The organism is Oceanobacillus sp. FSL K6-3682 (genome assembly GCF_037976165.1).
Taxonomy (GTDB): domain Bacteria; phylum Bacillota; class Bacilli; order Bacillales; family Amphibacillaceae; genus Oceanobacillus; species Oceanobacillus sojae.
The window spans coordinates 4,814,720-4,833,771 of record NZ_CP150263.1; the positions used below are offsets into that span (position 1 = coordinate 4,814,720).

21 protein-coding genes are annotated in these 19,052 nt (G+C 36.7%); 6 read left to right on the forward strand and 15 right to left on the reverse strand.

Features of this window, described 5'->3' with window-relative positions; genetic code table 11:
• Nucleotides 1–79 precede the first annotated feature (79 nt).
• Nucleotides 80–1,012: a YybS family protein gene (locus MHH51_RS23200; protein WP_156986299.1), complete on the reverse strand. Its 933-nt coding sequence runs from the start codon at nt 1,010–1,012 to the stop codon at nt 80–82.
• Nucleotides 1,013–2,171: 1,159 nt separating this feature from the next.
• On the opposite strand from MHH51_RS23200, the gene MHH51_RS23205 reads away from it, so the two are divergent.
• The 3 genes from MHH51_RS23205 (at nt 2,172) to MHH51_RS23215 (ending at nt 4,597) form a co-directional block, all read left to right on the forward strand.
• Nucleotides 2,172–2,669: a hypothetical protein gene (locus MHH51_RS23205; RefSeq protein WP_339283860.1), complete on the forward strand. Its 498-nt coding sequence runs from the start codon at nt 2,172–2,174 to the stop codon at nt 2,667–2,669.
• Nucleotides 2,670–2,751: 82 nt separating this feature from the next.
• Nucleotides 2,752–4,122: a citrate:proton symporter gene (locus tag MHH51_RS23210; protein ID WP_339283862.1), complete on the forward strand. Its 1,371-nt coding sequence runs from the start codon at nt 2,752–2,754 to the stop codon at nt 4,120–4,122.
• A 280-nt stretch (nt 4,123–4,402) separates the two neighbouring features.
• Nucleotides 4,403–4,597, forward strand: coding sequence for a BshB3 potential contributor to bacillithiol synthesis (locus tag MHH51_RS23215; RefSeq protein ID WP_339283864.1), 195 nt, complete (start codon nt 4,403–4,405; stop codon nt 4,595–4,597).
• Between the two features lie 215 nt (nt 4,598–4,812).
• Here MHH51_RS23215 and rpsR read toward each other — a convergent pair whose 3' ends face one another.
• The 7 genes from rpsR to MHH51_RS23250 all read right to left on the reverse strand — a co-directional run bounded on the left by rpsR (nt 4,813) and on the right by MHH51_RS23250 (nt 9,888).
• Nucleotides 4,813–5,043, reverse strand: a complete 231-nt coding sequence (gene rpsR, locus MHH51_RS23220; RefSeq protein WP_077602766.1) for a 30S ribosomal protein S18 — start codon at nt 5,041–5,043, stop codon at nt 4,813–4,815.
• A gap of 41 nt (nt 5,044–5,084) precedes the next feature.
• Nucleotides 5,085–5,597, reverse strand: coding sequence for a single-stranded DNA-binding protein (gene ssb / locus MHH51_RS23225; RefSeq protein WP_147212603.1), 513 nt, complete (start codon nt 5,595–5,597; stop codon nt 5,085–5,087).
• 15 nt (nt 5,598–5,612) lie between these two features.
• Nucleotides 5,613–5,900 (reverse strand): 30S ribosomal protein S6, encoded by a 288-nt coding sequence (gene rpsF / locus MHH51_RS23230; RefSeq protein ID WP_077602768.1) that lies wholly within the window; start codon nt 5,898–5,900, stop codon nt 5,613–5,615.
• A gap of 234 nt (nt 5,901–6,134) precedes the next feature.
• On the reverse strand, nt 6,135–7,235 hold the full coding sequence (ychF, locus tag MHH51_RS23235) for a redox-regulated ATPase YchF (protein WP_147212602.1): 1,101 nt from the start codon (nt 7,233–7,235) through the stop codon (nt 6,135–6,137).
• Nucleotides 7,236–7,428: 193 nt separating this feature from the next.
• Nucleotides 7,429–7,623, reverse strand: a complete 195-nt coding sequence (locus tag MHH51_RS23240) for a DUF951 domain-containing protein (protein ID WP_147212601.1) — start codon at nt 7,621–7,623, stop codon at nt 7,429–7,431.
• Between the two features lie 102 nt (nt 7,624–7,725).
• Nucleotides 7,726–8,631, reverse strand: a complete 906-nt coding sequence (locus tag MHH51_RS23245; RefSeq protein ID WP_186813739.1) for a mechanosensitive ion channel family protein — start codon at nt 8,629–8,631, stop codon at nt 7,726–7,728.
• A gap of 237 nt (nt 8,632–8,868) precedes the next feature.
• Nucleotides 8,869–9,888 carry a hypothetical protein gene (locus tag MHH51_RS23250; protein ID WP_147212600.1) on the reverse strand — a complete coding sequence of 340 codons (1,020 nt, stop codon included), beginning with the start codon at nt 9,886–9,888 and terminating at the stop codon, nt 8,869–8,871.
• Between the two features lie 78 nt (nt 9,889–9,966).
• Here MHH51_RS23250 and yyaC point away from each other — a divergent pair, with 78 nt between their 5' ends.
• Nucleotides 9,967–10,566 carry a spore protease YyaC gene (yyaC, locus tag MHH51_RS23255; RefSeq protein ID WP_147212599.1) on the forward strand — a complete coding sequence of 200 codons (600 nt, stop codon included), beginning with the start codon at nt 9,967–9,969 and terminating at the stop codon, nt 10,564–10,566.
• Between the two features lie 43 nt (nt 10,567–10,609).
• On the opposite strand, the gene MHH51_RS23260 is transcribed toward yyaC, so the two are convergent.
• A complete protein-coding gene (locus MHH51_RS23260) occupies nt 10,610–11,314 on the reverse strand; it encodes a DUF554 domain-containing protein (RefSeq protein WP_339283867.1) in 705 nt (234 codons plus the stop codon).
• Between the two features lie 530 nt (nt 11,315–11,844).
• On the opposite strand from MHH51_RS23260, the gene MHH51_RS23265 reads away from it, so the two are divergent.
• Nucleotides 11,845–12,777, forward strand: coding sequence for an ABC transporter ATP-binding protein (locus tag MHH51_RS23265; protein WP_339283869.1), 933 nt, complete (start codon nt 11,845–11,847; stop codon nt 12,775–12,777).
• A complete protein-coding gene (locus tag MHH51_RS23270) occupies nt 12,770–13,546 on the forward strand; it encodes an ABC-2 transporter permease (protein WP_147212596.1) in 777 nt (258 codons plus the stop codon). The genes MHH51_RS23265 and MHH51_RS23270 overlap by 8 nt, the downstream gene beginning before the upstream one ends.
• Before the next feature lie 97 nt (nt 13,547–13,643).
• Here MHH51_RS23270 and MHH51_RS23275 read toward each other — a convergent pair whose 3' ends face one another.
• The 6 genes from MHH51_RS23275 to MHH51_RS23300 form a co-directional block, all read right to left on the reverse strand.
• Nucleotides 13,644–14,528 (reverse strand): HAMP domain-containing sensor histidine kinase, encoded by an 885-nt coding sequence (locus MHH51_RS23275; protein ID WP_339283871.1) that lies wholly within the window; start codon nt 14,526–14,528, stop codon nt 13,644–13,646.
• Nucleotides 14,525–15,208 carry a response regulator transcription factor gene (locus MHH51_RS23280; RefSeq protein ID WP_339283873.1) on the reverse strand — a complete coding sequence of 228 codons (684 nt, stop codon included), beginning with the start codon at nt 15,206–15,208 and terminating at the stop codon, nt 14,525–14,527. The genes MHH51_RS23275 and MHH51_RS23280 overlap by 4 nt, the downstream gene beginning before the upstream one ends.
• A 106-nt stretch (nt 15,209–15,314) precedes the next feature.
• The gene (locus MHH51_RS23285) at nt 15,315–16,202 is read right to left on the reverse strand and encodes a metal ABC transporter permease (RefSeq protein WP_147212593.1); all 888 of its coding nucleotides are present in this window, start codon (nt 16,200–16,202) and stop codon (nt 15,315–15,317) included.
• On the reverse strand, nt 16,199–17,125 hold the full coding sequence (locus tag MHH51_RS23290; protein ID WP_339283876.1) for a metal ABC transporter permease: 927 nt from the start codon (nt 17,123–17,125) through the stop codon (nt 16,199–16,201). The genes MHH51_RS23285 and MHH51_RS23290 overlap by 4 nt, the downstream gene beginning before the upstream one ends.
• Nucleotides 17,100–17,873, reverse strand: coding sequence for a metal ABC transporter ATP-binding protein (locus tag MHH51_RS23295; RefSeq protein ID WP_339283878.1), 774 nt, complete (start codon nt 17,871–17,873; stop codon nt 17,100–17,102). Before MHH51_RS23295 ends, MHH51_RS23290 begins: the two co-directional genes overlap by 26 nt.
• The gene (locus MHH51_RS23300; RefSeq protein WP_339283880.1) at nt 17,866–18,816 is read right to left on the reverse strand and encodes a zinc ABC transporter substrate-binding protein; all 951 of its coding nucleotides are present in this window, start codon (nt 18,814–18,816) and stop codon (nt 17,866–17,868) included. The genes MHH51_RS23295 and MHH51_RS23300 overlap by 8 nt, the downstream gene beginning before the upstream one ends.
• Between the last annotated feature and the right edge of the window lie 236 nt (nt 18,817–19,052).

The following is a 19,052-nucleotide window of genomic DNA, read 5'->3' on the forward strand; positions in this document are numbered from 1 at the left end:
TGTATTCTTAAGCAGAAAATCCAACTTACTGATTTTCTGCTTTAAAACCATGAGCTGTCATATAAACTCTCTGTTTTACCTACTTCAACCGGCCTCTTAACCGGAAACCTATATCAATTATACCTAAGATTCGCACGAAATAAAGAAGAAATGTTGGAAAAAGAATTGTTGCAATAACAATTAAAATAGGAAATACTTTTGGTATTTTTTTGATATATGCATAATAAAAAATGAATGAGAACCCCTGCAATGACAAGGCGATTCCAACAATCATCAATAAATTCTGCGCACCAAAATGCATCGTGCTTCCTTCTTGAAAGTCGATAACAGATAGAATTAATGCTAACAGATAAACCCAAATAATCGCACTAGGAAATTGCAGTTCACGAAATGGCGGAAAATAGAGCTTTTCTTTTTCCACCCGGTTAAACCACTTATAGCTGATCCATTGAGTAATAAATGCTGAAATAAAAGCAAAAAGAACCATAAAGGTTGGAATTAATTGCTGCAATAAATTGATTTGTGTATCTATCAGCACCTTTATGTCTTCTTCATTCAGCGAAGGATTAATACTTTCAATCATAGATGTACTGGTATTAACAGATTCCTCTACAACCTGACCAAATTCAGTCATAATATTAACACCCATCAATGTTTGAATAAAGATAAAAGAAATGAGCATTCCAATAATAAAACCAAATGTACCTTGAGCCAGTGTTTCATAGGCAGTATTCTTTTTATACATCGCATGGCCGATAAAAATTCCTCCTGCTGCAGCAACTATTATTAACGGAAGAATAATATACGACAGCAGTAATGTAGAAATAAAAGTAGCTGCCACTGTCACAACAAGACCTGCCTTCACTCCATGACGCTTCACATAGAAAATAAAAGGAACAGGCAATACAAAAGCTGTAATTAAACTAAGTATCGGAAACAAGGAAGCCACTAATATTGCAACTAAAATCGCAATTACCAATGCTCCTTCTGTAATTTTTTTCGATTGGTTCATATACTACTGCACCTCGTTCTAGCAAAAATAAATACTTATAAAAATGAATTTAGCTGCGCCATCCCTTTTCTTTTTCATATCCATAATATTTTAATAAAATTTCCTGGAAGACAACAACATGATAATTCAACACATATTCTACTATAATAACATGAATTTAGCAGAAAGGCTTGTATTGCACCTTATTCATTTATTATTATATTTGTCTTTTGGGCGGGTAATTTATCGGGTGCAGCATTTTATAATATAAATGATAAATAAGATATTTCCGAAATAAAGTTTCGTATTATTTCCCGGGAAATTTGTCGAATAACGTTATTTTCTTACCCATCTAAGAGCTGATTCCTTTATAATAGTAGTGTTGCCAACTAGAAATGGATTAAATCATTTCATTTTCTGTTGATTTCAGCTTGTACATATATTATTCACTGAACTTTTGCACCTGAGAATAAGCATCTATACCTTACCATTCTAGGATAAACATGTTCTTCATTACCCTGCTTGCATTTTGTTAAATCATCTTACTATTGAAATGGAGATTGTGTATAGTGCCGCCCTGACCAACCACTACGCTTTCCATGGGGACGGCTTCAACCAACTTGAAAAGAAAACCGCTTTTCAAGTGGATCTTCAGCTCGCCCTGTTCCCATAGGAGTCTTCGTGGTTGGCCTGCGCTTAGTTAGGCTTCTACAGCGAATGAAAGAAATCATATCCTAATGAAGTTGAGCGAAATAATCGCTTTTTGCTTGATGAAAAAATCATTTTAGTGTTTCATATGGTTGATTTGGCAATTTACATGATGACACAACATGGGATAGTAAAATAGCTTTCATGAACAGAAAATAATCATAACGGGACATTTTTATATACACCACGAAAAATAATTCTTTACTGGTCGAATTTCTATTTGCTCAGTTGTATTAAACAGTATAGAACATCCTGCTAGCGGTGGCCTTACGCGTTACCTTCTTTCTAGATAGAGTTTATGCTTTGTCAAGAGATAGATGGAAGGAGCGATCAAAATCTATCACTACAATAAGTAAATTATTTTTTAAGGTGCGAAAGTTGAGTTATTTATTAAAAGTTGGTAGAAATAATATTTCAAATGTTTAAAACTAGAGAAATGAAAGAAGCACAATTGAATTAAAGGATGAGAAAAATGCAGTTTACAAAAATATTAAAAGAAAGCCTCTTACTGCCACAAAAAAAAGCTATGTTTCAAATCAACCGAATTGGAATGGATAGTATTATGATCTATCTTTTCATTTTATTTATAGTGGCATCCTTACCTGAACTATTGTCACGGTTAACAGACTGGACTGGATCGGGTGGAGAAATGAATATTATTTTTCAGCTTATCTATTTCTTTATGTTCTATTATTTAATTTTATCTGTTTTATTACTGAGTGTTATTTCATTCATTGCTTATTTGGGCAGAGGGGTTGTCTATCTTGCAAACCGGAAACTCTACTACGGAACACTATGGAAATTAACTGCTTGCTCCATAACTATTCCCATCCTGGTATTTACTTTTATTTCGTTTATATGGCCGATTCCAGATTGGTTTTTATTTATCTTTTTTATTTACCCTTTTTTATTACTGATACGAATGGTTTTCTTGTATCCGCAAAAAAGAATTCGTAAAAGAAACTATTGAAATTCATCTGTAAACGTTTTATAGTGTTAATATGTATTTTTTAACAATCATGTAAAGCGTTTACAAATGAAAGGAGTTTAGTATGGAAGAAATTTCTGTTTGGCTGACAATTGTCGGTCTTTTAATTATTTTTTCAATTGTTGGTCTGCTTATCTCGAATAAGATTAGCCCTATTGTTGGGATGACAATCATTCCTATTATCGGGGCTTTTATAGCAGGATTTAATTTTAAGGAACTATCTGGATTTTTAGCAGCTGGTTCTGAGCAAGTTATGGGCGTAGTGATTATGTTCATCTTTGCCATTGTTTATTTTGGAATTATGCAGGACAGTGGCTTATTTAATCCATTTATACGTTTTATGATTTTAGTAACTAAAGGAAATGTTATTATCGTTGCTATGGCAACGGCGGTTATTGGAATGATTGCACAGCTGGATGGTGCCGGAGCGTCTACTTTCCTTCTTTGTATCCCTGCATTACTTCCCCTATATAAGGAACTACATATGAGTCGTTATTTATTGCTATTATTAGTTGCTTTAAGTGCCAGTGTAATTAATATGATTCCCTGGGGCGGACCCGCAGCCCGTGCAGCGACAGTTATTAATATGGATCTAATTGAATTCTATCTGCCGCTTATTCCTGTACAAGCGATTGGTGCTGTACTCATTTTAATATTAGCAGCCTTTCTGGGACTTCGTGAAAAAAGAAAAATCAGTAAAAAAGTTGCTGCTGGAGAAATCACAATAAGTGAAAGCGTTAATATTCTTGCAATCGCAGATAACTTTACCAAGAAACAAAATGAAGAAATGGCTGTAGCTAAAGAGCAGCCTCGAGATGTTGAATGGAGAAATATTGCAAACCTCGTTCTTACCATTCTAGTATTAGGAACTATGATGGCAGGTTTACTGGCACCTCAATATGCGTTTATGATTGGTGTTGCTATTGCCCTTCCATTGAACTACAAAGGTGTCGATCAGCAAATGAACCGTGTCAAAGAACACGCGCCAAACGCCTTAATGATGGCTGCTGTTATTTTAGCCGCTGGAGTATTCCTTGGTGTCCTGAATGAATCAGGGATGCTTGAACAAATAGCACTTACTGCCATTACTATTATGCCAGCTTTTGTTGTTCCAATTATACATATCATTGTTGGTATCTTCGGGGTTCCTTTAGATTTATTGACCAGCACAGATGCTTATTATTTCGCTTTACTGCCAATTGTTGATCAGATTGCAAGTACACAGGATATTGCGTCTGTATCCACTGCTTATTCCATGATGATTGGTAATATCATCGGAACATTTGTAAGTCCTTTCTCTCCTGCATTATGGTTGGGAATTGGACTTGCTTCAGCCAACATGGGTAAACATATCAAATACTCTTTCTTCTGGTTATGGGGATTCAGTATTGTACTATTAGGTTGTGCAATATTAATTGGTGTTGTAACAATCTAGCGTGAAAACAACACATTCTTTAGCTCTCTAAGTACAGGAAAATATTCTCCTGTACTTAGAGAGCTTTTTTATTATTAGAAAGATATTTATAATTTGTCAAAATTAATATCCTTATTCTTTGATAATCTTAGTATATGACTAAAAGATAGAAAAAAATGCTGAAGAGCAGATATGATAAAATCAATTAAAATGATTACTTATCTGAGTCATATTAATCATTCTAATTGTATTATATTTTGAATATTTTTATAATAAACCCTATATGGAGGTGAAAAATAATATGGACATGCTGAATATCCTTATCGTTATTGTTATTGTCGTTTGTATTGCAGCTTTAGCCGGCACCATTTATATAACAAAGCGATTAGATGATAATTACGAACGAAAGAAAAGCTTTTCAAGTCTTTCCTACATTTACTTCATCGGTCTTCCTGCAATTATTTTGGCCTCTGTACTGATATGGGCTTTCATTTAAAAGGATTTTGGGATGAGCTTTTTCTTCATAGTAAGTATACTGCTTTTTTATTGCTATTATTTTGATTTACATTTTTCATTATAAATATGATTCTCTTACCCTTAGGGATTAAAAAATATGTTTGTACTTAGTACATTAAAATTTAACATTAATATGCTTTTATCCTTTATCAATAATAAAACCCTTAAGTCCATCAGAACTTAAGGGTTTTATTATTACTCTGCTACGTAAGGCAATAAAGCCATTTGACGAGCACGTTTAATTGCAATTGTTAATTTACGTTGATATTTTGCAGAAGTTCCAGTTACACGACGAGGAAGAATTTTTCCACGTTCAGAAACGAAACGTCTTAGCAAGTCAACATCTTTATAATCGATGTGCGTAATTCCGTTTGCTGTGAAATAACACACCTTACGACGTTTTGCACGTCCGCGACGAGCTGCCATGTGAAACACTCCTTTTATATTATATTTGTTTAGATAACGACTTAAAACGGTAAATCATCATCTGATATATCAATCGGTTCTCCATTATTTTTAAATGGATCTTCCTGATTTTGGTTTTGGTTTTGATTAAAGCTTTGATTTTGATTTGATGAAAATGGATTTTGTTGATATTGGTTCTGATTATTTTGGTTACTCTGGTAGCCATCAGATTGATATTGCCCTCCGCCTTGAGAACCTTTTGTCTCCAGGAATTGAACACTATCTGCAACAATTTCTGTTACATAAACCCGTTTGCCATCTTGTCCATCGAAATTACGTGTTTGAACACGACCATCTACACCAATTAAGCTCCCTTTTTTCATATAGTTCGCCAGGTTTTCAGCTGGTCTACGCCAAACGACACAGTTTATAAAATCTGCTTCGCGATCTCCCTGTTGATTTGAAAAAGGTCTGTTAACAGCAATAGTAAAGTTGGCTACTGCCACACCATTTGGAGTATAGCGTAAATCAGGATCCCTCGTTAATCTGCCAACCAATACGACACGATTTAACATCAGAACCACTCCTTATTATTTTTCATCTCTAATTGTCATATGACGAATAATATCATCATTGAATTTCGCTAAACGATCAAACTCATTTACTGCAGCTTCATCACTTTGGAAATTGATAATAACATAATAGCCATCACGATAGTCATTGATTTCATATGCAAGACGCTTCTTGCCTTTTTCATCAACTTTTTCGATTTCCGCTCCGTTATCAGTAAGGATTTTGTTAAAACGCTCGATTAAAGCAGTTTGTGCTTCCTCTTCGATATCTGGGCGGATGATGTACATAGTTTCGTATTTTCTCATCCGTTACACCTCCTTTTGGTCTTAGCGGCCCTCATCTCTCATAATTCCACGTTGAATCATAGACATAAGAGCAAGGAATAATTATCTAATTACTCACAATGCAATATTATACCAAATAAATTATGTTATGACAAGTCTTCGAGAGAACCTGATTTACCTTTTTCAACTATTACGCTAACGTTCTTTTCATAGGGGTATTCTAAAATCGAGATTGCAGCTAGTCAGAATACGCCATTATACATTAAAACGGAAATGAATAACGTCACCGTCCTGAACGATATATTCTTTTCCTTCCAGTCTTACTTTGCCTCTTTCTCTTGCAGTTGCCATATTGCCGGCATCCACTAAATCTTCATAAGATACGGTCTCTGCACGGATAAATCCACGCTCAAAATCAGTATGGATAATTCCCGCAGCCTGTGGTGCTTTTATCCCTTGACGGAAGGTCCATGCACGTACCTCCTGTTCACCGGCTGTGAAGTAAGTAGCCAGTCCAAGTAAGTTATAAGAAGCCTTAATTAATTTGTCTAAGCCTGATTCTGAAATACCTAAGTCTTCCAGAAATTCTTCTTTTTCTTCCGGCTCTAATTCTGCTATTTCTTCCTCAATCCGCGCGCAGACAACAATTACTTCTGCATTTTCATTCGCTGCATATTCTTTTACCTTTTGAACATTTTCATTTGAATCTGGATCTGCTACCTCATCTTCACTTACATTAGCTACATATAATGTTGGCTTACTCGTTAACAGATGAAGGCCCTTAACCGTTTTTTCCTGCTCTTCTGTAAACTCTAAAGCACGGACCGGCTGGTCATTCTCTAAACCTTCTTTAATCTTGTTCAGTAACTCATACTCCACCAGCGCTTCTTTATCCTTTTGACGTGCCAGCTTCTCCACACGATGGAATCGTTTATTTACAGATTCCAAATCTGCCAAAATCAGCTCCAAATTAATGATTTCAATATCATCTATCGGGTCTACCTTTCCAGAAACATGTGTAATATTCTCGTCTTCAAAACAACGGACAACCTGGCAAATCGCATCTACCTGTCTGATATGGGATAAGAATTGGTTTCCTAATCCTTCACCTTTGCTCGCACCCTTTACAATTCCTGCAATATCCGTAAATTCAAATGCTGTCGGGACTGTTTTTTTCGGTTTTACAAGCTCTGTTAATTTATTTAAACGTTCGTCTGGAACCTCCACAATCCCTACATTCGGATCAATCGTAGCAAATGGATAGTTTGCTGCTTCAGCTCCAGCCTGTGTGATTGCATTAAATAGTGTAGATTTCCCTACATTTGGAAGACCGACAATTCCTGCTGTTAATGCCATATTACCTTCTTCAACTCCTTAAGGATTCAATTCGTTCATGAACATTTTCGTAACTCCAATTATAGATAGTCCCTGATAAAAAGACAAGCATGAGAAAACTCAAAACAAGTGCATTCTTTAACACTGTTTTGAGTTTTCTTCTAAGAAAATATTTATTTTTCTCTTATCTTTTCATAAGCAAAAATTTTTTTTACTATTCTTCATGTTTTTCTAGAACTTTTTTAAGCTTCTTTGTAAAATCTCTTCTTGGGATAAGAACACTATGCCCGCAACCGAGACATTTTATACGGATGTCCATCCCCATCCGAATAATTTTCCAGCGGTTTTCGCCACATGGATGGGGCTTTTTCATTTGGACAATGTCATTTAAACCAAAATCTTTATCCATACTCCCTGCTCCTTTTTGAAATAATGCTGTCTGGCTCTGAGCACCCGTTTAATCAGACGCTCAGAGATTTCTTACATCCATTATAGCAAATTTAAGAGAGGTTTATCCTCGATTTTGCTGACGTTCTTGTGTTAATTGATCCATTTCCTGCTCGGAATAAGTGACAATCCGGGGAGAAGGAATTTTAATACCTGACTTATACAGCTTATCCTGAATCTCTTTACGGATATTCCGTTCTCCTGCCCATTGGAAGACCGGTTCTGTTTCAGCAATAACACGGACAACAAAGTGGGAAACATCCAAATTCTGAACACCGATAATCTCCGGAACACCTAAAATAAACTCATATTTATCAGGAAGTGTTTCTGCTACCTCCTGAATAATTTGTTCCACTTGTGCAACATCACTTTCATAAGGCACATTTACATCAACAACAGAAAGACCATTTCGAGCTGAATAATTGATCACCTGATCAATATTTCCGTTGGGAACAATGTTCAGCTCCCCTGTCCAGGAAACAATTTTTGATGTACGTAATCCAATTTCTTCCACAGTTCCTTCTATTCCAGCAGCTAACACATAATCTCCTACTGAAAATTGATCCTCAAAAATAATAAAGAAGCCTGTAATGATATCACGTACAAGGTTTTGTGCCCCAAAACCAATTGCCAGACCTGCAACACCAGCACCAGCTAGTAACGGTCCAATTTCAAAGTTAAAGACTTCCAATATCATAACAAGTGCCATAAAGTAAACAACATATGCTACGACACTCTTAATTAATTTCTTCAATGTATCTTCCCTGCGTTTTGGAATCCTTATCGGTCCGTGCTGCCTTTGTACAAATAACTTATCTACTATTTTCCGCACAATACCGACAACCAGCCAGGAAATAAGGAGAATCAAAACAATCCGGATCGCTCCTCCTAAAATAGCTAACCACAATTCAGGATCACTTAAATAATCCCATACCTTGTCAATTTGGTGGCTTATAAAATTCAAGTTCATGCGCATATAACTCCTTTCACTTCCCTATAAACAGCTCTTCCAGTGGATGTTAAAAAATACTACCATAATGTTTTTCCCATCTACAAAAAAATAAACATATAAAGCTAATATTTTGCATTTTTGATGCGTTGGCAGTTTGACCTTAGAACATCGGGATTATACTATTCTCCGATACCTTCATTTTTTTAACAGTCCTTTACTTAGAAGTTATATACATAATACCCATAAATGAAATGATTATTTTGTTTTTTTCCAAAATGGATAGGTTAACAGCCTCGCTAAAATATATAAATTAAGTATACCGTAAAGCGGATAGAGGAAGCTCACCAAATTCGCAAAACCAAATCCTGTCAATGGCAGCATGAGCAATACTGAAATAAGTACAATAAGATACATTGGCTTTTCTTCTTTTAAAAAAGACTGTACTCTCGTAGCAATCCCCAGCATTCCCGCCGCCGCAGTCGTAAAAATTGCCAGCCAGAGAAGAATAGACATAAATAGAATCATACCTAATGGAAATTCCTTTAAAATAGCGAATAAAGGAATCTCATACAGGATGATTTCATCTGCAATTTGAATCAGGCTGCTATTATAGATATACGAGACAACTCCTAAGCACAGCCCTGTCCCAATACAGCAAATAATGATTTCGCCCCTTCCTTTCACCTTATTTCCAATGGCCCCTAAAATAGCTATTAGAGGAAGGATATTTAGTGCTGTAAAAGGTAACGAAGCAAACCAGTTGCGCTGCTCGTGCCAATATGCAAACAGCTGTAAATTTTCTTTAGAGACATACACCACTAATACGTACAAAAGTCCACCAATCAAAATGGGCAATATAAGCTCATTAAAAGTCAATAAACCTTTTATCCCTTTAATAAATAACAACACGAGGACGATTCCGGTAATCCCAATGCCCATAGAATATGGTAAATGAAACACCTGCCCTGTTGCCCCGCTCCCGGCAATCATAATCATCGTTGTCGTAAAAAGATATAGAAGAATAAATCCGTCAAATGCTTTCGTCAGCTTTGTTCCCGCAATAATTTCTAATACAGGTAAATAATTAGCACTTTTTAATTGGTAGCTGATTACCATAATCACATAACAGGAAAACGAAAAAAGAAAAGAAAATATGACGATAGCCAGTCCACTTTCATGTCCAAAAAACTGCCACAGTTCTCTTCCTGACACATATCCGGCACCAATCGTTGCACCAAGAATTAACGCCGTCCATTGCAGGCCTCTTCTCCACATAGTACTTCCCCCAATTCATACGTATAGTTCTTCGTAATTTACCGTATACTGTAACAATATGATTTTGGAGGAACTGCTATGAATCTAAAAAATCGCCTGCGCATACAATCAAACCATTTCAGAGCAAATTATAAAGAACCCGACGTAGTTAAAACATTATCTGATCAAATATTTCCATGGTTTCCTTTGAAAGCAAATAATTATATTGCCATCTTTATTGGCACAGATCGTTCTACAGGAGACGCGTTAGGTCCGCTCGCCGGGACATATTTTGAGGAAATGCGTCCCAGGAATTTACATGTATATGGGACAGTTCACGACCCAGTACATGCTGTTAATTTACAAGAATCACTCTGCAATATTTATAAAAAATACGATAAACCTTATCTGATTGCAATTGATGCCTGCCTGGGCAAGAGCAGCTCTATCGGAAGTATTATTGCTGAAAATAAGCCTTTGAAGCCCGGCTTAGCATTAAATAAACAACTCCCACAGGTAGGAAATATGAATATTACAGGGGTTGTCAACGTCAGCGGTTTTATGGAGCACACTGTTTTACAAAACACCCGCCTGTCGCTCGTCATGGATATGGCTTTAGAAATAGCAGGTATACTCAAACAAGTTGATAACCAGCTAACCCATTCCCTGATTACACATACAGCTAAAAAGACGATTTAACACAGTAAAAAATCGGGCAATAAAAGCCCGATTTTTTTCATTTCTAAAATAATGTAAATACATAATAAACAATCACTACCGTCAAAATACTGGGTAATAAATTTCCGATACGAATTTTGGTGATATTTAATAAATTTAGACCGATCGCCAAAATAAGAAGTCCGCCAACTGCTGTCAGCTCTACAATTAAACCATCTAAAAAAGCAGTCGGCACCCACTTGTCAATTTGTGTTGCCAAAAGTGTAATCGAACCCTGATAAAGTACAACTGGAATTGCTGATAAGATAACACCAATACCTAATGTTGTTGTTAATACAAGTGCAGTAAATCCATCAATAATTCCTTTTGTAATCAAGATACCATGATCTCCTCGGATACCACTGTCTAAAGCTCCGATAATCGCCATTGCTCCGACACAAAATATAAGAGAAGCTGTAACAAACCCTTGAGAGATGCTTGTGTCATTTTCATTAGTGGCAAAACGGTAACCTATCCATTTCCCAAAACGGTTTAACCCCTCTTCTACCTTTAAGCCCTCCCCAATGATTGCTCCCGATAGCAGGCTTAGTAAGACAACAATGATTTGCTCCGTCTGCAAAGCCATTTGCAATCCAATCAAAACAATGGCAAGCCCTATTCCATTCATAACCGTCTCTTTAAACCGTTCGGGTATTTTTGTAAAAAATAATCCAATAATACTTCCAATAATAATAAATGCTAAATTAACAATTGTTCCAAATAAAGCCACTTTCAGACCTCCCGTTTAAAGAGGTTTTACCACACCGCAAAAGGTTTGCCAGAATGAGCAATCACATTCTCAGTCCCCCACCCAAAAATCTCTGTAAAACAACAATATCAAGCTTATTTTACAAAGTCCTCTCAAGAAATGTTCCACGTGAAACATTTCTGTTTAAATATGTTTTATATAATGATAAATAAGTCTATAAACACAATTCAGCTTTTTTATTATGCAGTCCGTAAAACTCCCAATAATTAAAGTTTCTTTTTATATACGATTAAAATTTATATAGTAATTTTATCTATTTATACTCTTATATGTAGCAGTATTTTATCCTGTTTTCAAGCCTTCCTTTCGGATAAAGAGTTAAGGAGCATTATAATCAAATTTCAATTAATTTGCAATCCTTTTTCTTGATTATAAATCTATTAAAAATTACCCTGAGCTTATGATTTTTTAGAAACATTTGAGAATTGATTGAGCAAAATCTGAGAAACACCCTTTATGATATAAATTATAAAGAATGGGAGGCAAGCGAAATGGAGACTGTATTAGAAATTAAAAACTTAAATAAGAAATATAAAAACCAATATGCTCTTAAAGATATTTCTTTGTCCATACAAAAAGGAGAAATCTATGGTTTAATCGGCAGAAATGGAGCGGGGAAAACAACATTATTAAAATCCATTGTGAAGTTAATTGATCCCACTAATGGACGGATTGCTTTATTCGGGTCTTCATCAGAAAAAACCTGGGTAAAGGCTTTACGCAGAACCGGCAGTGTTATTGAGATCCCAGTTGCCTATGAATCACTTTCCGGTTGGGAAAACCTTGCCTATTACTGCAAATTACGGGGAATTACCGACGAAAAAGCTATTATCCGGAAGACGCTGGATATCGTAGGATTGGATCCAAAAGATAAAAAGAAATTCAAAAATTATTCTTTAGGAATGAAACAGAAGCTGGGGATTGCCATCGCCATTTTGTCCCGGCCTGATTTTCTTATACTGGATGAACCGATTAACGGGTTAGATCCCCTCTCCATCATAGAATTCCGCCAATTGTTAAAAAGGCTGCAGCAGGAACAAGGTATGACCATCATTATTTCAAGTCATATTTTATCTGAACTTTATCATGTGGCTACCCGTTTTGGAATTATCCATCATGGTGAATTAGTGAAAGAAATCTCAAAAAATGAATTTGAGACACTGAGTCAAGAGTATATTGTATTACAGACTTCACAGATGGATAATGCCAGTCGTGTATTGAAAGAAAAAAATCATTATCAAATTAAGATTATTGCCAAAGATACGATGCATATTTTCGATGACTCACATCAAATCAATCACATTGTTGTTTTGCTGGTGCAGCAGCAAATTCCTATCGATGCGATCTATTACCAAAAACAAGATTTAGAAAAATATTTCACAAGCTTAGTTCGTGACGAGATGGAGGAGATTACCTATGGTTAATGCGGTACGTGCAGATCTTTATCGTTTATTTCACACAAAAGGATTTTATATTACCCAGTTTTTATTAATCCTGTTTGTAGTCATTAGCGTTTCAGCAGAAGCTACAGGGAATGTTGGTGTAAATACTTTAGAGGAACCTACAGATATGCAAAGCCATTTGCAGGTTCATGATTGGGACAGCTATCAGACATTCATCGCTTTTTCCAGCATGGCTAGCTTCCTGATTTATTTCTGTCTGCCATTACTTGTTATGATTGCAGGCTATGATTTTGTCCATAAGAGTTATAAAAATCAACTGACTTCCGGTGTTTCCCGTCTTCAATACTTCGGGTCGAAGTATTTGATTTTCATCGTAGTCACAGCCCTGCAATTTCTTTTTTATTATACTTTTGCTTTTCTTACCGCTGCTGTTAAGAATGGAATTGGTACCGCTCCAAAGGATTTCTGGATGAATGCTTTACAAACAATAGGAATCCAATTTATAGCTTTCCAGGCCATTTTTATCATTGGCCTTTGCATTCTGGTTATCACATTTTCCAATGTAAGCAGTGTTATCATTATCATTGTAATCCCATTGATTATCAATGTTTTAAGCGCTTTTTTCAACATCGGCTGGCTCAAGTATTTCGACTTTCAATATGGGATTAATTTTGCTTGGATACGTGACTTACCGGATTTTTCCTGGCTGACTTTCCTGGGCTTCAGCTTAGGTGTTATTATTGTTATGAATTATATCGCTTATCAGGCTTTTCGCCATAAAAGCTTATAAGAACAATGTTTGTATTACAAAAGAAATAAGGTTCTATTACTTCTAACAAGCATAGAACCTTATTTCTTTTATTTAACCCGACACTCTCCCCTGCTTTTTATGCATGCGGCCAATCTAAGATCACCATAAATAAATCTTCTTTCTCTTGAATAAACAGGTAACCGCCTGTTAATTCGGCCAGTTCTCTTGCAATATATAAACCTAATCCAGAGGAATCCTCTGTTTTTGACATGTTTTCTGAATAAAAACGTGTCGTCAGCTTTTCTAAATTCTTAATGGGCTGCCTCTCCCGATTGACTACTTCTACCTGGATCCTCTCTTGTGTTTCACTTACACGAACCTGTAACCAATCTCTGCCATGTTTTAAAACGTTTCCAAAAATATTTTGCATAATCCGCTTTAACAAATCGATATCATTTGTAATCATATACGCCTGTTCTAAATCAATATCAACGTCAAAATCCTTTTCCTGAAGAGCATCATAGTATTGTAATAATTCCTGCTTCACAAGCTCTGTAAGATTCACTGTCTGAAAGATAGGTTTAATAGATTGCTCTAAAAGGTTTTGGTATTCTAATAAAATATCTACACGCCCAGAAACTGTGCGTATATTATCTTGAATTTTCTCTAGTATTTCCTGTTCGTTTGTTTTCTTTTTCAAAAGCTGCTGCGTATAACCGCTGGCAACTGTCAACGGCGTACGAATATCATGGGTAATATTGTGAAGAGCTAATTTTAATGTCTCCTGTTCTTGCCGGCTTGTCACTTTCGTCTCTCTCAGCTCTTCAAAAAGCAGGTTAAACGCATTTATTACTTTTTCTACTTCCGTATTCTGTGTCTTACTTGTTAACAGCAAATTAGTTTCAGAGACTTTCTTCGCTTCTATATCAACCAATAATCTTTTTAGAGCGTTTTTTTGCTGAAAATAGAGAAAAGCAAAAAAACAGCATATACCGATTGATAAAATAACCAGGATGATCATCTCTTATCACCTGCCAGACGTACACCGATGCCCCAGATTGTTTCAATATATTCTTCTTCTGAATCTAACACAGCAATCTTTTTCCGCAAATTACTCAGCTGTGCATTTAAGGAATTATCTCCCGGCAAGTAGTTCTCCTTCCAAATGATTTCGTACAACTGCTCTTTCGTAAAAATCTGATTAGGATGCTCTAACAAATATGTTAGAATTTCAAATTCCTTCTTACCAAGCCGCACGCTTTCCTCATTACGTGAAATTTCAAAATTAGACATATCTACCATAATATTTTTAATGTACCGCAGACTATCTGTCTTGAGATCCTGTCTAAAATGACGTAACTGGACCGTCACCCTGGCAAATAATTCATCATCATCAAAAGGCTTCGTAATATAATCATTAGCTCCATTCAGCAAATATTCACTGACAAGTCTTTTCTCCCCCAAAGCTGTCAGCATAATCACAGGTACTTGGCTGGCTTTGCGAATCTCTGATAATACCTGATCACCATTCTTTCCAGGCAGCATGATATCCAGCAATACTAAATCAGGAGATTCCTGTTGAAACAAAAGTAATCCTTCCGTTCCCGAATAGGCCCCTACTACATGATAGCTTTCTGATAATAGCTCTACTAACATTTGATTGATTTCGTTATTGTCTTCCACTACTAAGATTTTCGCCATAGGTTGATTACTCCCACTATTTTTCTTTTATTAGTAGTATAGCAAAAGAAAAAGGAATTCCATATCCTATCTCAGATACGAAACTCCTTTATTTCACAAAAATATTTTATGCTTCCTGTTCCTCTCTTAACTCCGCCGGACGCACCAATCTTGAAATCAGACCGTGCTTTGGCGAAAGCAGAAAGGTTACAAAAAAGATACATCCTGTCGCAAGTGCCATGGAGCCGGAAATAGATGTATCCAGCCATGTTGCAATCCAATAACCGATAATGGCTGATAATACACCGAATCCGCCGCTGAGAAACAGCATTACAATTAACTTATCTGTCCATAGATAAGCTGCCGCTGCAGGCGTAATTAGCATCGCAACCACGAGTATCGCACCGACTGCATCAAAGGAAGCAACTGTTGTTACTGATACAAGCGTCATAAATAAATAGTGAAAGAATATCACCGGAATTCCTAAGCTCGCTGCCAGCGCTGCATCAAACGAAGTAATTTTCCATTCTTTATAAAAAGCAACGATGAAGAATATCACTACCAACAATACGAGTAAAAGTAATGCTGTCGCTTTGGGAATAGACCCAATCAAAGGAATATCCATCGTTGTAAATGGAATAAATGTAATCTCTCCCATCAGAGCGTGCTTTACATCTAAATGGACATTACCGACCGAAGTAGAGATTAGAATAACACCAATAGCAAACAGTGACGTAAAAACAATACCTAAGGAGGCATCATGCCGAACCTTCAAGCTCGATAATGTTTGAACCAGAAACGCAGTAAGAATTCCTGCAAAAATACCACCTATCAGCATCGCCGGCCCACTGACCTCCTGTGTCACCATATAAGCTAATACAATACCTAATAATACGGTATGGCTGATTCCATCTGCCATCATTGCCTGTTTTCTAAGAATAAGGAAGACCCCAATCAATCCGCAGGATAAACCGACCAGAGATGCTGTTAAAATAATCCACATGGAGTAGCTCATTGTGATCTTCCTCCTTTCTCTGTCATAACTTGCTGATGATCCAGACGTGAGGATCGCTGTTGCATTTTAAACTGGATATAGCGAATAACAATCCCATGCTCTTTTCCGAAAAATAATGATATAGTAAACACTGCTGCGGAAGTAAGTACGATAAATGGTCCAGTTGGCAGACCACTGCCAGTTGAACTTACCCATGTACCAAATGCACCCGATGCTCCCCCAATAACTGAGGAGAGTAATATCATCATTTTAAAAGAATGGGTCCAATACCTCGCGCTTACAGCTGGAATAATTAACATTGCCGCCATTAAAATAACACCGACAGCCTGTATGCCAATAACAATCGTTGTAACCAGTACAATGGTATAAAGCACATTCATACCACGTATGGATAATCCGATGCCTTTCGCAAAATCAGGATCAAATAAAAATAATTTCCATTCCTTAAAAGCAATGAATATGATAAAAATAACAATTGCTGCCAATACAACCATAGTAATAACATCGGAACGTACCATTGCCGCAGCCTGCCCGTAAATAAAGTTATTTAACCCGCTCTGATTTCCCCCGGGAGAACGGTTGGCAATCGCCAAAAGCATCACTCCGACACCATAAAAGACAGATAATGTCATCCCCATGGCTGTGTCTTCAGTAATTCGGCTTGCACTTGTAAACCATTGAATAAAGAACGCTCCTAACAGAGCGCTAAGAGCAGCACCAATGACAAGCAATAACAGATTTTTTTCCTGAATAATCAAGAAAGCTACAACAACCCCGGGAAGAGCCGCATGGGACAAGGCGTCACTCATCAGATTTTGTCTCTTCCAATAAGCTAAACAGCCAATTCCGCCGGCAGCAATTCCCAGAATCATTGTACTCGCCATCACCCACAGCGTATTAATGTGAACTAGATTGGATAACATATTGATCTCCCTTTCCAACCCATTGCATATCTCCACCATACGTTGTTGCAATATTATCCTTTGTAAATACTTCTTCTGTTTCACCATATGCATATACTGTTTTATTTAAAAATAAAACATGGTCAAAATATTCAGGGACGGTTTGTAAGTCATGATGGACGACTAAAACAGTTTTTCCATTGCTTTTTAATTCTTTCAAAATTGTCATAATCGCTTTTTCTGTGGATGCATCTACTCCTGCCAATGGTTCATCCATAAAGTATAGCTCCGCATCTTGGGCCAGCGCCCGCGCTAAAAATACACGCTGCTGCTGCCCTCCTGATAACTGGCTGATTTGCCGATGTGCGTATGCTTCCATTCCCATTTTCTTTAAGGCATTCATCGCTTTCTCTTTATCTTTTTTTGAAGGAATCCGAAACCAGCCAATCTTTCCATATAGACCCATCGTTACCACATCAAGCGCATCCGTAGGAAAATCCCAGTCTACAGATCCGCGCTGAGGAACATAACCGATTTTCTTCTTTGCGGTTTTAAAAGAACTGCCCCAAAAACTGACTTTTCCGGTCAGCTTAGGGTGAAGTCCTAACATAGTCTTAATTAATGTTGATTTACCGGCTCCATTAGGACCGACAATTGCTGTAATTGTTCCTTCCTTCACTTCAAAACCTACATTATTTAATACTTTATTTTTTTGGTAGGAAGCAGATAAATCATCCACATTTATAACAGATGATACCACTTTACTCATCTCCTCCAGATAATGCATCATAAATTGTATTTATATTGTGTTCATACATTCCGATATAAGTACCTTCCGTTGTACCTTCTTCTCCCATTGCATCAGAGTATAATTCTCCTCCAATTTCAACATCAACACCTTGATTGGCAGCTCCTTCGATTACTGCATTTATCGTATCCTGATTAACGCTGCTTTCTACAAAAATAGCTGGAACACTATGTTCTACAATTGTAGCTATTGTATCATTGACGTCAGAAACTCCTGCTTCACTTTCTGTACTTATTCCTTGCAAGCCCACTACTTCAATGTCATTCATTCTTCCAAAATAACTAAATGCATCATGTGCAGTTACCAGGTAGCGCTGATCTTCAGGAATGTCTTGTAATTTTTCTGCTTCTGCCCCTAACTGGTCCAGCTTTTCGAAATATGCTTGTTTATTTTCTTCCAATTGATCAGCATATTCTGGTGCGTACTCTTTTAACTCTTCCACACCCGCATCCAATGCCTGCTGCCATAATTCGTAATCAAACCATACGTGAGGGTCAGTTGCACCTTCTTCATCCGTTAGCAGTTCATCTTCCGGTAACGTATCAGCAATTGCTAATACTGGCTTTTCTTGACCAATAGACTCTAATGGTTCAACCATATTAGCTTCTAAATTTAAACCGCTATACAATACTACATCTGCTTCTTGCAATTTTGATATATCACTCTCTGTAGGATCATATAAATGCGGATCAATAGAAGGTCCCATCAAGCTTTCTACATTAACAAGATCACCGCCGATTTCAGATATCGGCTCTCCGATTTGTGCAATAGTTGTAACAACTTCAATCGGTTCACCATCTGCAGCTCCTTCTTCGCCTTCATCATTATCTGAGCCGCAAGCCGCTAATAATAATACCCCCATTAATATAGCAAAGCCCAATATCCTCTTCCAAGCTTTCTTCATCTTTCTTCCTCCCTCGTTTTTTGCGCAAGGCAAACTTTATTATCTACCACCTACTTTATGCATTGTATTTCGTTTTGTCAAGTAAATTTTATCTTGTCTATTATTTTTCGTTAGGGAAACTTTATTTCCATTATATTGAAGTTAGCGGTTACACCTTTGTTTTGAAAGCCTTATTGTCAGAACAATCAAGCTATAAATGAGACATTTTTAGTTTTATAAAAAATGAGACAGCAGCA

What these genes read in the sequence shown, in the direction of transcription:
- MHH51_RS23200 (WP_156986299.1), bottom strand. Translation starts at nt 1,012, where the DNA reads ATGAACCAATCGAAAAAAATTACAGAAGGAGCATTGGTAATTGCGATT.
- MHH51_RS23205 (WP_339283860.1), top strand. Translation starts at nt 2,172, where the DNA reads ATGCAGTTTACAAAAATATTAAAAGAAAGCCTCTTACTGCCACAAAAA.
- MHH51_RS23210 (WP_339283862.1), top strand. Translation starts at nt 2,752, where the DNA reads ATGGAAGAAATTTCTGTTTGGCTGACAATTGTCGGTCTTTTAATTATT.
- MHH51_RS23215 (WP_339283864.1), top strand. Translation starts at nt 4,403, where the DNA reads ATGGACATGCTGAATATCCTTATCGTTATTGTTATTGTCGTTTGTATT.
- rpsR (WP_077602766.1), bottom strand. Translation starts at nt 5,043, where the DNA reads ATGGCAGCTCGTCGCGGACGTGCAAAACGTCGTAAGGTGTGTTATTTC.
- ssb (WP_147212603.1), bottom strand. Translation starts at nt 5,597, where the DNA reads ATGTTAAATCGTGTCGTATTGGTTGGCAGATTAACGAGGGATCCTGAT.
- rpsF (WP_077602768.1), bottom strand. Translation starts at nt 5,900, where the DNA reads ATGAGAAAATACGAAACTATGTACATCATCCGCCCAGATATCGAAGAG.
- ychF (WP_147212602.1), bottom strand. Translation starts at nt 7,235, where the DNA reads ATGGCATTAACAGCAGGAATTGTCGGTCTTCCAAATGTAGGGAAATCT.
- MHH51_RS23240 (WP_147212601.1), bottom strand. Translation starts at nt 7,623, where the DNA reads ATGGATAAAGATTTTGGTTTAAATGACATTGTCCAAATGAAAAAGCCC.
- MHH51_RS23245 (WP_186813739.1), bottom strand. Translation starts at nt 8,631, where the DNA reads ATGAACTTGAATTTTATAAGCCACCAAATTGACAAGGTATGGGATTAT.
- MHH51_RS23250 (WP_147212600.1), bottom strand. Translation starts at nt 9,888, where the DNA reads ATGTGGAGAAGAGGCCTGCAATGGACGGCGTTAATTCTTGGTGCAACG.
- yyaC (WP_147212599.1), top strand. Translation starts at nt 9,967, where the DNA reads ATGAATCTAAAAAATCGCCTGCGCATACAATCAAACCATTTCAGAGCA.
- MHH51_RS23265 (WP_339283869.1), top strand. Translation starts at nt 11,845, where the DNA reads ATGGAGACTGTATTAGAAATTAAAAACTTAAATAAGAAATATAAAAAC.
- MHH51_RS23270 (WP_147212596.1), top strand. Translation starts at nt 12,770, where the DNA reads ATGGTTAATGCGGTACGTGCAGATCTTTATCGTTTATTTCACACAAAA.
- MHH51_RS23275 (WP_339283871.1), bottom strand. Translation starts at nt 14,528, where the DNA reads ATGATCATCCTGGTTATTTTATCAATCGGTATATGCTGTTTTTTTGCT.
- MHH51_RS23280 (WP_339283873.1), bottom strand. Translation starts at nt 15,208, where the DNA reads ATGGCGAAAATCTTAGTAGTGGAAGACAATAACGAAATCAATCAAATG.
- MHH51_RS23285 (WP_147212593.1), bottom strand. Translation starts at nt 16,202, where the DNA reads ATGAGCTACTCCATGTGGATTATTTTAACAGCATCTCTGGTCGGTTTA.
- MHH51_RS23290 (WP_339283876.1), bottom strand. Translation starts at nt 17,125, where the DNA reads ATGTTATCCAATCTAGTTCACATTAATACGCTGTGGGTGATGGCGAGT.
- MHH51_RS23295 (WP_339283878.1), bottom strand. Translation starts at nt 17,873, where the DNA reads ATGAGTAAAGTGGTATCATCTGTTATAAATGTGGATGATTTATCTGCT.
- MHH51_RS23300 (WP_339283880.1), bottom strand. Translation starts at nt 18,816, where the DNA reads ATGAAGAAAGCTTGGAAGAGGATATTGGGCTTTGCTATATTAATGGGG.